At 58.8% G+C, this 15142-nt stretch carries 9 protein-coding genes; 3 read left to right on the plus strand and 6 right to left on the minus strand.

Going from position 1 to position 15142, the window contains the following annotated elements:
* Positions 1-843: 843 nt before the first annotated feature.
* Together E4J89_RS15825 and E4J89_RS15830 are read left to right on the plus strand one after the other, a co-directional pair.
* Complete coding sequence (locus E4J89_RS15825) at positions 844-1566, plus strand: multidrug effflux MFS transporter (protein ID WP_136787153.1); 723 nt, start codon at positions 844-846, stop codon at positions 1564-1566.
* A gap of 185 nt (positions 1567-1751) precedes the next feature.
* Positions 1752-2648 (plus strand): DNA/RNA non-specific endonuclease, encoded by an 897-nt coding sequence (locus E4J89_RS15830; RefSeq protein WP_136787155.1) that lies wholly within the window; start codon positions 1752-1754, stop codon positions 2646-2648.
* 359 nt (positions 2649-3007) lie between these two features.
* Here the strand turns inward: E4J89_RS15830 and E4J89_RS15835 are convergent, their stop codons facing one another.
* From E4J89_RS15835 to E4J89_RS15855, 5 genes are all read right to left on the minus strand, one after another.
* Positions 3008-4447: a helix-turn-helix domain-containing protein gene (locus E4J89_RS15835; protein ID WP_136787157.1), complete on the minus strand. Its 1440-nt coding sequence runs from the start codon at positions 4445-4447 to the stop codon at positions 3008-3010.
* A 1-nt stretch (position 4448) separates the two neighbouring features.
* A complete protein-coding gene (locus tag E4J89_RS15840; RefSeq protein ID WP_240691930.1) occupies positions 4449-5867 on the minus strand; it encodes an LLM class flavin-dependent oxidoreductase in 1419 nt (472 codons plus the stop codon).
* 78 nt (positions 5868-5945) lie between these two features.
* Positions 5946-7424 carry an aldehyde dehydrogenase gene (locus E4J89_RS15845; protein ID WP_136787159.1) on the minus strand — a complete coding sequence of 493 codons (1479 nt, stop codon included), beginning with the start codon at positions 7422-7424 and terminating at the stop codon, positions 5946-5948.
* A 159-nt stretch (positions 7425-7583) separates the two neighbouring features.
* Positions 7584-8153, minus strand: coding sequence for an NAD(P)H-dependent oxidoreductase (locus tag E4J89_RS15850; RefSeq protein WP_136787161.1), 570 nt, complete (start codon positions 8151-8153; stop codon positions 7584-7586).
* The gene (locus tag E4J89_RS15855) at positions 8150-8701 is read right to left on the minus strand and encodes a flavin reductase family protein (protein ID WP_136787162.1); all 552 of its coding nucleotides are present in this window, start codon (positions 8699-8701) and stop codon (positions 8150-8152) included. Before E4J89_RS15855 ends, E4J89_RS15850 begins: the two co-directional genes overlap by 4 nt.
* Positions 8702-10277: 1576 nt before the next feature.
* Here E4J89_RS15855 and E4J89_RS15860 point away from each other — a divergent pair.
* Complete coding sequence (locus E4J89_RS15860; protein WP_276606352.1) at positions 10278-11462, plus strand: MFS transporter; 1185 nt, start codon at positions 10278-10280, stop codon at positions 11460-11462.
* 190 nt (positions 11463-11652) lie between these two features.
* Here E4J89_RS15860 and E4J89_RS15865 read toward each other — a convergent pair whose 3' ends face one another.
* Positions 11653-14667: an AAA family ATPase gene (locus E4J89_RS15865; protein WP_169304030.1), complete on the minus strand. Its 3015-nt coding sequence runs from the start codon at positions 14665-14667 to the stop codon at positions 11653-11655.
* Positions 14668-15142 lie beyond the last annotated feature (475 nt).

Genomic DNA, 15142 nt, shown 5'->3' on the forward strand with positions numbered 1-15142 from the left:
AACCGGCCGCGGATTCGTCAATGGCGCCAATTATCGTACTCGTATTATGCTCAGAAGCGCCGTCAGAACGGCGGCCTGATCATGCATCGCAGCAGTGGAATTCACCACGAAACGCGGAGAGCCCGTAAGCATCGGAACAAGCAATGTCTTTCAGCCAGACCGCAAAAAGCACTATTCTCCCAACGTTCAGCGCGCTTGTACGTGCTTCGCCGCGGTCGCTATGGGCTCGGCGATTGTCACCCTCGTGCCTCAGCTTTAGCGAGCCTCTGCAGTCTGAGGATCTGCCTTCAATCAGGAGTACGCAGTCGAGCAGGTTGCTGCACGGCCAAGTGGCGCTTACCAGGGTCGGCATCAGAGAGGAATGGACACGACCGAGCAGGGCTCAAAGATGACCCTGCCCACGACTTTGCACACCATTGCTGAGATCCGGAACGATATGGGAACCGGTCACGGGCGGACCCTTTGTCACGGACGAGCGGTTCGACGCAGCGCAGGTTGGCCGTAACTCAGCTTGTTCAAGGCGCCTTCTGCCCCATTCCACCACCGGATCTCCTCACCTGACCGGTTCGCATCAATAAGGCAGGTGGGGGCTCTGATAGGACTGTGGGGAAGGACCGCATGGTAATTTTTCTATTCGGTCGCGAGCCTGCCCTAGTAGGGGTCGCTAGTCCTCGTCGGCGTCAATGATGTAGAAGCCCCCCCGTGTGAGGATCTTCCGTATCGCTGATCTGGCAAGCCTGCCCGCCTAGGCCTGCCAGGGCGGATAAGCTTTCACAGGCGCACAAGCGCTCTGCGCACGGACAGCCAGCCGCCGCCCGCATCGACCACTCCGAGGGACCACCCATGTCTATGACCGAACAATTCGTCGTGCCTGCAAAGCAGGACGATCTTCCGAGGATGAACGGGTTCGGCCTCGCTTCGCTCATTCTAGGCGCCTTCGCCGTCGCCGTTGCCTTTATTCCGGTCCTGGGGTTGCCGGCCCTCGTGCTCGGACCATTGGCCATGATCTTCGGAGGCATCGGCCGCGCGCGGGTTCCAAGGGATACGGTTGCGGGGACTGCCGGGCTGATTCTCGGAACGATCGGGACCGTGATCGCCCTCATCATCACTTTCCTGCTGGCCGTCAACCTGGTCCAGCTCCGAGAAACCTTCCCCACCCTTCCGCTCAATTCCGCGCAGGCCCCCTCCGTATCACCGAACGCCGCTAGGAGTCCGGCACCTGCCTCTGCGCCGTCTCCGGAAACCACCGGCCAGATGCCGGGCAAAAACTGCCAGGGACCCGGTGAAGCGGGGCCCGAAGGAGTAGCCGGCGGCACCCCGGTGACGTACGTCGTGGATGGTGAACCCGGGAAAACCTTCAACGTCGATTATGGGCACCCCATGGAATACGGCTGTGTCGAAGGGGTCTCCGGCCACTGGGAAATTACCAGATCGATGAGCGACCCCGAAATGGGTATAGGAATCACCACGTGGTATGACGGCGGGGGCGATGAGACGCCGACCTGCAAAATCCTGATTGACGGGAAGGTCGTCGATGAGGGATCGCTTCAAGGCTGCACTTTCTGACTGCCTCCGCGCCATTCGGGTGCTCAGGAGGCGAATGCCGCCCGTGACCTAATGAGCTTGAGCTCGAGCGGACAAGACCTAACGGCCCAGCCCAACCCTTTGTACTTCCGCGAATATTTGCGCCCGAAACCGAGTTTTGCTCGTTGTTCACCCCAGCGTGCAAGGTGCGCTGGTAGTGTCCCGTCATGGATGACGAACTGCTCGTAGCACAGCCCCTCTCCGCCAAAGACCTCGCCGGCCGTGCAGGCTTCGATGAGAACTTCCTGGGCCAGCCCGTGCCGATGCCCGCCTTGCCGGGCGTGGAGACGGTCCTGTTGCCCTACACGCACTTCTCGGTTCTGATACGCCCGGATAAGCGCCTGGCCGCCGTTACAGGACTGGGTATGGACGGCAGCAAACTCATGGACCTGGACCGGGCCGGGATCCCCTGGCGGCTGGATCCCCGGCTGGCCTCCGACCTGCAGACGGGCGAGCGGGTCTACGCCGGGAACGACATCGACCGCGGCCACCTGGTCCGCCGGGCCTCGGCGGTCTGGGGCGACACCGTCGCCGAGGCGAAGCTGGCCAACGAAGACACCTTCCACTACACCAACGCCGCACCCCAGGCGGCCAAGTTCAACCAGGGGCTCGAACTGTGGCTGGGCCTGGAGTCTTACCTGCAGCAGCATGCCGCCGAGTACCGCGACAGGATCGTCGTCTTCACCGGGCCGATTTTCAGCGCCCAAGATCCCGTGTATCGGGGCGTGGAGATCCCGTTGCGCTTCTTCAAGGTCGCCGTGTTCATCCACCAGGGAGAGCTGGCGGCTGTCGGATATGTGGTGGACCAGACGCCGGAGCTGGGCGAACTGCCCGACGTCCCGCGGCCGGGGGCCATCGACGACGTCCCGCCGCTGGGCCCGTTCCGGACGTTCCAAGCACCCATCAGGGACATCGCCGAGCTGACCGGCCTGGACCTGGACCAGCTGGTCGCCGTGGACCGGATGCCGATCGCCGCGACCCTCGGCCCTGCCGAAGTGGGGTCCACGTGGCGGAAACTGAATGCCGCCGAAGACCTCGACCTGGACTTCGACCTGGAGGACTAGCGCGGGGCTGCTTCTGGTCTTCGAGGGCTGGGGGAGTGGGCATGAGATCCCCAGACCGCACTCTCGGGAAAGGATGCCGCCCTCCTCATCGCACTACTCGCCGCCTCAATACTGCTGACCTTCGGGGTGGGTCTAGCAGTTCCCGACCGTGTAGGGATGGAGCCGGATTGCAGTCGAGGGTCGACGCGACGTGGTAGGAAGTTGTGCGACCGCCGCTGACGGCCTATCCTCTACAGGCATAGAATCAAAGTGTTGTCGATCACATCAGCGCCGCTCACGTCTAACATGGAAGAACACCCCTCCTATCGCGCAGCCAACTATTCCATCGTGATATCAGAGTTGAGAAGCAGTCGCTTTATTTAACAGCGATGGTCACTAGTTCCTGCATAAAGTTGGCCGAGTTTAAGTCCCATTGAAAGCAGGAGCAAATCGTCAGGATTATTTGGATCCAGGCCCGTTATTTCCTGTATTCTCCGCAAGCGATATGCAACAGTATTGGGATGTACATGTAGGAGTTTTCCGGTCCGCGCCAAGTTGTACTTCGTTTCGAAGTACGTGCACAGAGTGGCGACAAGATCACCCTCATGAACGGCATCGTACTCTCTGAGCGGCGTCACGGTGTCTGCGATCAGACTGCCTGAATAATCGCTTGTGCGAGCGATGTGGTGCAGGACAACATCTCGGAAGCTTGTCGCTTGATCGAAGCGCTTTAGGGCGATGGCAATAGCGGACGCTTCCGCAGCCTCTGCGTATCCCAAGGGTACGCCGGCCAGGCCTGCGTGAGAACGGCCCATCCCGACGACAGAATGTTTCACCCTCTTAGCTAAACGATCAGCAATAGCGCGGACTCCCTCGTCACTGCGATCATCGGCAAGGGGATAAACGCACACCAATTCGCTGTGTCGGTAGCCGAGAATCACACGCCTGGCATCTGACTCAAAGCAAGAGCGGACGTCTTCCACCAAGCCCCGGGGCGAAGCTGTCCCCAATTCGTCCAAGCCTTGGAAGCGCACGACCATTACAATGTGCTGGCCCTTGAGGCTCTGAGCTAGTGCCGAGGCGCCCAGCGTCGCACGCCCTTTAAGGACTCCTTCGCCATGCAGCAGCCAAGTCAACTGATCACCACGGAGGAGCGATCGATCCGAGGCGAAGCCGGACGCCTCGGATCGGAACGCCTCTGTTACTACTAACGACACATGGTCCACGAGCCGCATGATTTGCTCGGCCATCTGAAGGCCAGCGTCCATCCGGTTCGACGGCGTGGACTGTGCCTCTGGCCCAAGCATGTGCAGAACCGTCCGCCCCCAGAGTCGATAGGAGCGGAGCAGGCCTTCAAGGGAGACGCCCTGATGAAAACGACGGACAGCTAGGTCACGAAGCTCATTATCGTCGACTTCTCCCTTGTCGGGCCCACACGCGATACTGCTGTGGAGAACTTCGATGAGCGAGGCACAATGCGGCAAAAGATCCTGCTCTACAGCAACCACTGGAAATTGGGCCAGTTCATGAATGTCTGACAACCAGCGTGTCACAACTGCCCGCGCTACCTTGCCGATATCCCAACCTGGCCCGACCGCGGTTAGAGGAGACTCTTTCCACTCGTAGCCATCGCTGTACCGCTCGGACGAAGCATGCGGGGGGTCGGGAACCAGCCGGTGACCCAGTAAGACTTCGACCGGCTGTGCCTCGCTCTTCGCACGAAGCGTAGGGCGATGTAGACGATTAGCCAGCACGGAAACAGGCTGCACCAGCGGTGATCCCATCGCTTCCTCCAATAACACCATCGTTGTTCCGGTCAAGCTAGCCGATTACAGGACTTTCAACGCGGAAATTAGCCGCGCGATGGTCGGCGGGAAGATGTGGTCCCTTGTTGAATAGCTTCTCCCTCAAAGTTCCCTCCCGGTATTTGGTCTTGTAAACGCCGCGACGCTGCAGCTCTGGAATCACGTAATCGACGACGTCTTCATGGGTCTTGTGGGCGATCGCTCGGCTAAGACAGAAACCATCGACACCAGACTCCTCAACCCATTCCTGCATCTGGTCGGCAACTTCCTGGGCGGAACCCACAACAACCGGACCAAGGCCGCCAATCGCTCCCCACTGCACGATATCCCCGATGGTCCAGCTTTCGCCTTCCGGCTTGGAGGCCATAAAAGCGTCAATTGCTGAGGTAATCGAAATGTCGCGATTCGCGTTCTCATCCAACGGCTGAGACAAGTCGTACTTGGAAAAATCAGTGCCCAGCCACTGGGACATGAGAACCATCGACCCCTCTAAGCTGACATATTTCAGGTAGTCTTCGTATTTGGCTTTAGCTCCTTCCGAGGTCTCATCTGTAATAACCGTCATTTGGTTGAATATCACGGCACTGTCCGGCTCACGGCCTGCCTCTACCAGGAGTCTGCGGATGTCCGAGACCGTCGCCCGAAGTACTTCCTTAGTTGGGGCAGCTGTAAAGATCGCTTCGGCGTTCTGGGATGCGAATGCTTTACCACGGCTAGAAGATCCTGCTTGAAAGATAATCGGTGAGCGCTGCGGAGAGGGTTCACTTAAATGCATTCCAGGTACCGTAAAGATTTTTCCGACGTGATCGATGTCATGAACCCGTGAAGGATCGGCATAAACACCGCGCTCTTGGTCTCGCAGAACTGCCCCGTCTTCCCAAGACCCTTCCCAGAGCTTGTAACAAACCTCCAGGTACTCCTCGGCTAGGTCATACCGGTTTGCGTGAGTCATCTGGCTCGCGAACCCTAGGTTGCGAAGTCCACTTTCGTTGTAAGACGTCACGACGTTCCAACCGCTCCGGCCGTTGGTGAGATGGTCAAGCGTCGACATCCGCCGCGCAAACGGATAAGGATGCTCAAAAGCGACGGAGGCCGTAATCCCAAATCCGAGGTGCTCCGTCACGCCGGCCATGGCGGAAACTAGAAGAGAGGGGTCATTTTCAGGCACCTGCGCCGCTTCGCGGATTGCCGGATTCCGGCTCGATTCATAGACCTCGTAAAGGCCCAGAACATCGGCAATGAAGAGACCGTCGAACATCCCCCTTTCAAGCGTTTTGGCCAAACTGGTCCAGTACTCCAAACTGGTGTAATCCATGGACCGACACTCGGGGTGCCGCCACAGTCCTGGGGCTTCCGCCATTACGCAGTTCTGCTCGAATGCAAATAGACGTATCTCTCGGGTCATGATTTTCTCCTGATAGTTCAGTGTGTACATGCTTTACATAGTCACGGGGACAAGGACGCACGTCTGGAGCACGCAACAGTCGCTTGTGACAGACCCCCTCGGAATAGCTCACCTGTCGAGGGTGATCCAAACCGTCTTGAGTTCGGTGTACTGCTCGAAAGCCTCTATGCCCTTCTCGCGGCCTCCGAAGCCGGAAGTGCGGAAGCCGCCAAAAGGCGTCGTGATGTCACCTTCGCTGTATCCATTGATGGCGACAGTTCCAGCCCGGACGGCACCCGCGAGTTTGAGCGCGGTATAGATGTCGCGGGACCAAATCGTTGCGGCCAGCCCGTAACTGCTTGCGTTGGCAATTCGGATGGCTTCATCTGTGTCCTCGAAGCCGAGAACGGCTACCACGGGCCCGAAGATCTCCTCGCGGGCCACTGGCATGTCGGGGGTGACGCCATCTAGTACCGTCGGTTGGACGAAGTACCCACCCGTTTCCGGCAGCGCCCTTTTGCCGCCCGCTGCGATTTCAGCGCCGGCGCTGACCGCCTCCTCGATGTAGCGGATGGTTCGATCGGCGGCGGAGGCCTCGATCAGGGGGCCCATCTGCGTCCCGGGGTCTGCTGGCGAGCCCAGGCGAAGCTTGTTGGCTCGTTCAACGAGGAGCTCGACGAGTTCGCTGCGGATCGAATTTTGGACGAGGATGCGTGATCCAGCTGTGCAGTTCTGCCCGGCGTTCCAGAAGGCCGCGGTGACCATATCCTCGGCAATCACCTGCAGATCTTCTTTGGCGTCCGCAAAGACAATCTGGGGACTCTTGCCTCCGCACTCGAGGGAGACCTCCTTGAGGTTGCTGTCCGCTGCGTAGCGCAGGAATTTACGTCCCACTTCCGTCGAGCCGGTGAAGGTGATGGCGTCAACGTCGTCGTGCAGTCCGAGGGCCTTGCCCGCGATGTGCCCGAGCCCGGGAACGACGTTGAACACACCGTCGGGCACGCCGGCCTCGGTCGCCAGCTCGGCGAACCTGATGGCTCCGAGAGATGATAGCTCCGCGGGCTTTACGACGATCGAATTCCCCGCAGCTAGGGCGGGCCCAATTTTCCAGGCAAGCGTGACAGCGGGGAAGTTCCAGGGGACGACGACACCCACGACTCCGATGGCCTCGCGGACAACGTAGGCGAGGTTGTCGGACGAAGTCGGGGACACCTTTCCGAACACCTTGTCGATGCTCTCTGCATACCAGCGGATGGTGTTGATAGCGTCCGGAGTGTCGATCTCCCTGCAGTCTGTGATGGGCTTTCCCGCCTCGACGGAGTCGAGCTGTGCGATTATCTCGAGATCATCTTCAAGTAGGTCGGCGAACCGAAGGAGGATGCGCTTTCGTTCGGCGGGGGCTAGGCGGCTCCAGACGCCGCTTGTGAACGACCTGCGTGCCGCCTTCACTGCTCTGTCGATGTCCTCGGCGCCTCCGGCGGTGACCTCGCCGAGGACCTTTCCGGTCGAAGGATCGACTGTTTCAAACGTGGCGCCGTCGGCGGCCTCCTCGTGCCGGCCGTCGATGTAGGCATTGAAACTCGTCTTCGGTGGCAGTACGTGTTCCATGAAACTCTATTCCTTTCGTGATGTGGTATCTGTTGGGGTTTGGCCGGCGTCTCTGCACAAATTCTCAGAGATCACTTGCGGTGATGGTGTAAGCGGGGCACCGGGTCATTGGGGGAAACGACATGCCTGGGGAGATCGCCCTCCTGCGGCTGGCGTCGTTCATGAACTGCCCAAGCCTTGAATTGCCTTGGACGCGAGCACTGCTGATGCTAGGTCGTGTAGGGCCTCTCCTTGCCGGGTGCACAGGTCGTCTGCAGATGCAGTCAGCGCATGATCCTCAGTAAAGTGCTTTTTCCAAAGGAAGACATGGGGCGAAAGCGTCTGCATGTTATAAACGGAGCTCAGGACGGAGCGAAGATTCTCTCCGCCCCGGTAGTGGCGCTCGGACGCGCCGGTCATCAACGTGGCACATGCCTTTCCGGTCAACGGATTACGTTTTGAGGCGAAGGATTGGCTAGCGATTTCGTCCAAGAACGCTTTCAGCGGCCAAGTTGGCTCCGCGTTGTAGGTGGGTGATGCAAATACGGTCGCTGACGCTGTCTGGCAGACTTGGATCGCAGCCTTCACATCGCCGAAATCACGAACCAGTTGGACCGAAGTTGCACCGCCTTTCGATTCAACGCCATGGAGAACGGCAGATGCTGCAGCAGCTGTGCGCAGGGAGGGCAGAGGCGAGAAGATAAGCGCTACGACTGTGAGCGAGGGCCCGGGCGGCACAGCGGTGGTCATCCAACAACCCCCTTTAGTTGTTTGAACGACGAGCCGTGGTAAACCAGCGGGACCTGGTCAAGATGAGACTTGAGCGCCTGAATCCATAACAGAACGAGGAAGTGGTCGCCGGCAGGGATCACAGAATCGATCGTGCAATCGAAGGTGGCCGAGGCGCCCTCGATGAAAGCCGCCCCCGAATCACTAACTTGCAACTGGAGTCCATTGAACCGCTCAAGGAATTTACTTGACAGTTGGCGACACATGGTCCCCTGTTCTTCGCTCAGGACGCTGATGCCGAGCGCGTTCGCGTTGCGGAGACGCGGCCATGTCGAGGACTGACGATCCATGCATACGGATACGAGCGGAGGGTCGAGTGAGACGGGGGTGAAGGTGCTGGCGACCATACCGACCGGTTCGCCTTGAATCATGCTGCAGATCGCGACCACCCCGGACGGAAAGCAACTGAAGGCGCCCTTCAGCCCGGATACAGTGGGGCGTTCCAAGCTCGGCAACCGGTAGGCCCTTGGGGCATTGATCGAGTTGCTAACACTGCTGCTGATGCTCATGTCGACCTCCTATATCTGTGACCTACATCTCGAGTCTGTGGCCTCGGCTGCGACAAGTGCATCAGTGACTAGCACGGACTTCTCCACTGAACACTCCACGGAGTTCACGGTCGTGGCTGCTGCAACGTCTCCTAGCCGACAGCAGTAAATACTGGGGATTTCCTCGAGAGGCGGGGGATGGGTGAAGGCAGGCACGGGCATCGCTGAAGGGCGGTTCCGTCTTGCGCATCCTCGCCTTGGCTGAGCATGCGCGACCAGACGTGGCTGACCTGCGAGAATGCACGTGGGAGGGTAATCGGCGCTGCCGGCTATAAGCGGCAGTGGCGCCCCCTAGGAGTAGTCAGATAGAGATGCGGCAATGACTCGCCACTACTAATGCGTCGCGACGGGCATCCTAAATCGCCAAGTGGGATCCTTACGGCCCCTTGCGTAACCTTTCAAAGGCCGACTCACAGTCAACCTTTTTCATCTCTGTGCGGACAGTCCGGAGACACGTGTCCTCGCCGGTTGGTAAGGACGGAACTCCGGGCTGCGCGGACATTATCGCTTTCGCCGCTGTACGTCGACCATTGGTGACCTGGTTCTCCACCACCCCGGTTACTCGCCGCTAGTTCGCGACGCAGTCCTCGTTGGATTTGGGTGCCATCAACGAGCTTGAAGCCTTCGCCAAGGCTTTGGAGGCGCTGCTTCAGATGTACCCATAAGCTCACCCTGAACTCTTAGAGATGGCATAAGGTTATGCCCCCTGTGGTATCGACGACTTGCACGAGCAATTGTTGGGCATGCGTGTAGAGACAGGCACCGTAGTCGTTTCGTAGATTGACGTGCAGCACTCAGCCGACGAGGTATTTATTGTCTTCGGTTATCGGACCGTCGGGTCAGACCACAGGAGGAAAAATGACTGAACATCTCGCGCAGGGGCAAGGAGCTCCCCCAAAGGACCAGAAACGGTTGTGCGTTTTTATTGCCCCGGCGATATCTCTCCTGAGTCTGTGCGGGATTGCATATCTCGTTATACAGAACCTGTCGGGCCTCGTTGGAGGATCCACATCGCTAACGGCCGCCTTACTGGTGATGTTTGCGGCGGCTTTCGGAGCCGGCGTGGTCCTGGCTTTCCGCCGCCCCGACCTCACACTGGATTAGGAGTGAGGTCAATTGAAGCTGCCTCGCTCCATGGGGCACTAACCGTCAGCGGCCAGACGTGGTCCTGTACGGCTTGCGACGATAAAGGCTGCTGCGCCTGCCGAAGGCTGGGGCACCAGCTGCGGCAATGGGGTCGGTCCACGTGTGCTAGTTCCAGACCCCGACTGGCAACGCAAATTGCACGGCCGTATTGCCGAGTAACTGCTCCCAATATTAACGGTTTCTCTCTCCGGCTCGTGGAACTGCAATCCTCCTGCCCTGCAAGGAGTTACCAAGAACAGGTCGATCTGTGTCCCTCAATAGATAGAACCGACGGCAAAGAGCATACTGAAAATGCAGTGACCGCTCATGCCGAGCGCGCCCTATGAGCACTGGGCAGTCCGGGAAAATCCCAGCAGGCGCTCATCGGGGATTGGCTTTCCTCGCCCTGGCTATGTTCCTTGGCATGACCACTTGGTTCTCTGCCAGTGCCGTTCTCCCGCAACTCGTCTTGCGGTTCAACCTATCGACTACCTCCTCGGCCTGGTTAACCGTTGGAGTTCAGGTGGGCTTTGTCGTTGGGGCCGTTCTCTTGGCTCTCACCAGCGCCGCGGACCGGTTTGGTTCGCGGCAGCTCATGGCCACAGGCGCTGCCCTCGCTGGTGCGGTCAACCTGTCCCTGCTGGTGGTAGACACAGGAGTGGGATTAATTGTCGTTCGGGTGGTGACCGGGGCGTGCTTGGCGGGAGTCTACCCATCCGCAACCAAGGCGATCGCAACATGGTTTCGGGCTTCACGTGCGACAGCGATCGCGGTGTTGATCGGCGCCCTGACGCTGGGCTCTGCCAGTCCGCACCTTGCGGCGGCGGCAGGAGGGATGGACTGGCGGGTCGTTGTTGTTGTCACCAGCACGCTTAGCGCGCTGGGAGGGGCCACAGCGTTGTGGCTGGCGACTGACGGACCTTATTCGTTCCCGCGTTCGCGGCTTCGGCTGGGGGAGGCAGCCCGTGCCTTCATGGCCCGGCCTGTGTTTCTGACGTCGTTGGGCTACTTCGGACACATGTGGGAGTTGTATGCCATGTGGTCGTGGTTCGCGGTGTTCTTTGGTTCCGTACTCTCTAACAACAGAGCTACAGATGAGACTGCTCTTGGCAGTCTGGTGACGTTCGCGGTTATCGGTGTCGGCGCTGTCGGTTGCTGGGCAGGCGGTCAACTGGCTGAGCGAATCGGCAGCGCCCGCACCGCCATCTTCTCGATGATAGTCTCGGGATCATGCGCACTATCCATCGGGTGGCTCGCTGGCGGCCCAGTTTGGGTGGTGATCGCGGTAGCGCTGATTTGGGGATTCTCGGTGATCTCGGATTCCGCACAGTTCTCCACGCTCATCATCGAGGTCGCAGACCAGCGATATGTCGGCAGCATTCTCACTCTGCAAATGGCTCTTGGTTATTTGGTGACAGTTCCGGCTGTCTGGCTTACCCCCCTACTGGAGAAGTCCAGCGGATGGGGGCCGGCTTTCGTGCTCCTTGCGATGGGACCATTAGTTGGAGTGTGGGCTATTATTCGCTACCTGGTCAGCCCTCCTGTACGATCCGTGGGTTACGTGTTCGCGGGCCGCTTTCGTAGAGGCAGAGGATAGCCTCCGAGGGCGAAAGTACACGCGTTCGCCCACCCGAGCGGCATTTGGGACAACTCACGCAGTGGCTTCCGCGCCAGGCGTCCGCGCTTCAGGCAGCGCCGGCGTCGAAAAGGTGTGATCGGTTTTCCTTATTGCTGACTCTAACTACGTTGTCGACATCAAACTAGCTCGCCGACGCCGTAACTGGTCTTCAAAATGAAGTACCTGACGCTGCTCGTTCTGTGACGGCGTCTTGGCAGATTTTCGCATGGTGAGTCATGCTCAGGCGCTCATACGCCTCGTGTGCTTCGGTTAGGTAGGTCGTGCCTTGTGCGATGTCACCAGGCGCACCTCTTGAGTAGAGCATAAGCCCGAAAAATCGCCGGGAATGTGCTGCCTCAATGATATGCGGCAACCTGTCGGCAATATCGATGGCCGACAGGAAGTGTCTTTCTGCTTCGTCCCATCTTTCTGCCGCCAGCGCAGCAATGCCCGCCGACCGTTCGACAAGGCGACCATCAACGAACTCCATACATACGACTCCTGTGCGCCGGGAGAAGTCTACGATGTTTTCGTAGAGTTGGGCTGCCTGCTCGTGTTCGCCTAGCACGAAGAGGCCTTCGGCAACAGCAAGCATCCAGAACCAGGAGCCGCAGGTATTGGCTTGATTCCCAGCCGGCATCAGCCAACGATATTCATCGAGCATTTTCAATGACTCGGTCCGGTTTCCTTGGTAGGCCAGCAGCTCAAAGAGTAGGCCGGCTCCCCAGCCGGTCATCGCCGTTCGTTTTTCCAGCCTGGAGGCTTCTTCAAAATGGGTAAGAGCGGAGGACATGTCCCCACTGTAAAATAGCGCGGTTCCAAGATATCCATAAGACATAGCCTCGAGGCCAGTGCCCACTGCACGACAGAGCTCAAGGTCGCTCTCCGCGTATAAGGCAAAAGCCTGCATATCGCCGAATTCATAGAAAGCCAACAGCGCGTCTATCCGATTCTTTTGCAGCAAGGCACCAAAGTTACCGCCGCGGTCCGCGAGCGTACTGACCTCATTTCGAAGTGCTCGAGCTTCTTCAAACCGACCCGTGCCCACCAAAGCGAACTGTAGATAACCCATAACGCTACTCAGCATCCACCGATCGTCGGCGTCACGAAGATCTCGCAAGGCCGCCTTCGCGTTCTGAATCGCCCGACTGTGCTCGCTGAAAGCGGTAAGCTGAATCGTCGATGCTCCGAGAGCATGAGCTTTCAAAGCGCGATCGCCCAGAGTGGTCGCAATGCCATGTTCAGCTGCTATGCACCGAGAGCTTCTCACGTAGTCTCCAGACCAGCCCTGCGCGATCGCCAGATGGCCGAAGAGGCGCCCTAATTCCCGGCCTTCCGAACCTCTGAGCAGGTCGACTCCGTACTGCGCCAGTTGTACAGCCTCCTCCATACGGATGGCCCACATTGCGTTGTAACTTGCGGCTTCGCAGGTGCGCGCGACGGAATGGAGGTCTCCAGAATCACTTGACGCGTCCAAGGACTCGCGCCAACATTCTAGTGCGTCGTCCCATCGGCCCAATCCTCTTAACGCCACCCCCATCTGAAAAGTGATCTCCGACCAACTCACAGCGTCGGTTCTAGCTCCGTACTGCCGCGCCTGGTCGAAGAAGTCATACGCGTCCTGAAAAGCGCCGCTGGCAAGGGCAGAGCGTCCAGCCATGACCAGAAACGGCACCTGTTCAGGATTCGAAGCAACGCCTGCCTCGACGGTATGCCGGGCTATCTCGTCAGCTCGATTGGGGCCGCCTATCGTCTCGTCCTGCAATGCCGCCGCAGCCGCCGCGTGAATACGCCTTCTTCGAGCGGGCGAAACGTGACTGAGGATTGCTTTCCGAACGATCTCGTGTGCGAACGTGCACCGATCAGGCTCTTCGCGAACGTATGCTGAGGAAGGCTCCTTGTTGTCGTACACCAACCCCATGGCAGCGGCACGTTCTGTCATGGATATAACCCTGTGATCCTCACAATCCGCGACGCGGCTCAAACAGTCTACGTCGAACTGGTTGCCAAGAACTGCGGCTGCCTCAAGCAGTGCCCGATCGCCAGAATCTAATTTCCTGACGCGATGTGAAACTAGTTCAGCGACACCCAGAGGAACGGAGCCTGTGCCGGTGACGCTCTTTCTCGCGCCAAAATCTGCCCGCACCGCCTCCGTAAGGAAAAAGGGATTTCCCTTCGTCTCTGCGTAAACGTTCAGCCAACGACTCTCAGGTGGATCTTCTGCGTCCTTGTTAAATGAGTGTATGAGGGCCAGAGATTCCGTGACACTTAGTCCCGACATTTCGATACGCGTCGCTGCCAAACCACGGTATGTGTCACTGATGAATGAAGAAAGATCCGAACCCAGTTCGGCATATCGATATGTCAGCAACACGTGGATCCTGCCTAGTTCGCCTTTAACGAGGAGACGGTGCAGAAGACCCAGCGCAGGTCGAGATGCCCAGTGAAGGTCGTCCAAAACGAGCAATACGGGACGCGTTCCGGTGAGGCGCTGGAGCAGGATCCTGACGGCTTCCGTCAGACGGTGGCGCCCCACGCCGCCGTCGACCATGCGGTCAGCATCGGGTTCGGATCGGTGATGCTTCAAGTTCGGAACGATCAACCCTAAGTCGTCTAGGAGAGTCCCCAAGCTTTCCTGCAAATCTGATATGGATAGGTCGCGGAGATATGGAGTGACAGCTTCTGCGACAGCCTCGTACGGTGCCGAGATGTCTTCATGGAAGCCTCCGTAGAGTACCGTAGCGCCTGTATTGAAGACCTCCGCGGCGTACTGCGCGGCAAGGCGGCTCTTTCCAATTCCCGCTTCTCCGGAAAGCATGGAAAGCCGCTCGGAGCCTTGAAGAGTTCTCCGCCAGTCCTCGCGCAGCAGCTGTAACTCGGCTACCCGTCCCAAGAATCGGTTCGATCTCGCCTGACGGGCAAGCGGCGCTGGCATCGAGGGGGTGAGCCCCTGCTCGGGCGCGAGTTCTTCAAGAGACTTGATCAAAGCCGCTCGGCCAGGCTCTCCGAATTTACTCAACAGAGAAGAGACGTGGCTTTCCACCGTGCGCACCGAAATGAACATCTCGGCAGCCATCTCAGCGTTTGACTGTTTCTTGAGCAGCCCGCCGAGGATTTCAAGTTCGCGGTCCGTAACACTACGCGACCTCGCTTGGTTACTAAGCCACTGCGGGATGGAGCCCATAACATTTATCCTAACAAGTGTTACGTCGACCATTTCGGAACAATTGAACAGCCATGACGCCACCCATGAGCCCAACCTACTAGCGGGCACCTTGGTGGCGTCGCCGTCTTCCACACCTGGGTGGGTGCGTCTAGACGTGGCGCGATACCTTTGAGGTTAGTCGGCGAATTGTCGATATCAGTGACATCGAATGTGTGTGGGGGGGGGCTGGCCCTGGCGTGGTAGCTAAGGTTCACACCGAATGCTTGCTGGAGGTGTCCTGTCGTTTCAACGATGCCGACGAGAAGACACGGGCGAGGCTGCCGTGGTCGCCGCGACCAAAGACCTTGATGGGATCCCTGCTTTGCCCGCCTAAAACGAGGATGCGAACCGGATTGCAACCGATTGGTTGAGCCCGACCAGACCAGCCTCGACTTAGCCCTCCTGACGTCCGGTAGACCGGCCTTCGTGGCTCTTTACAGGAAAGCCTAGGAAT

It is taken from the genome of Arthrobacter sp. CAU 1506, from assembly GCF_005047635.1.
Classification (GTDB): domain Bacteria; phylum Actinomycetota; class Actinomycetes; order Actinomycetales; family Micrococcaceae; genus Crystallibacter.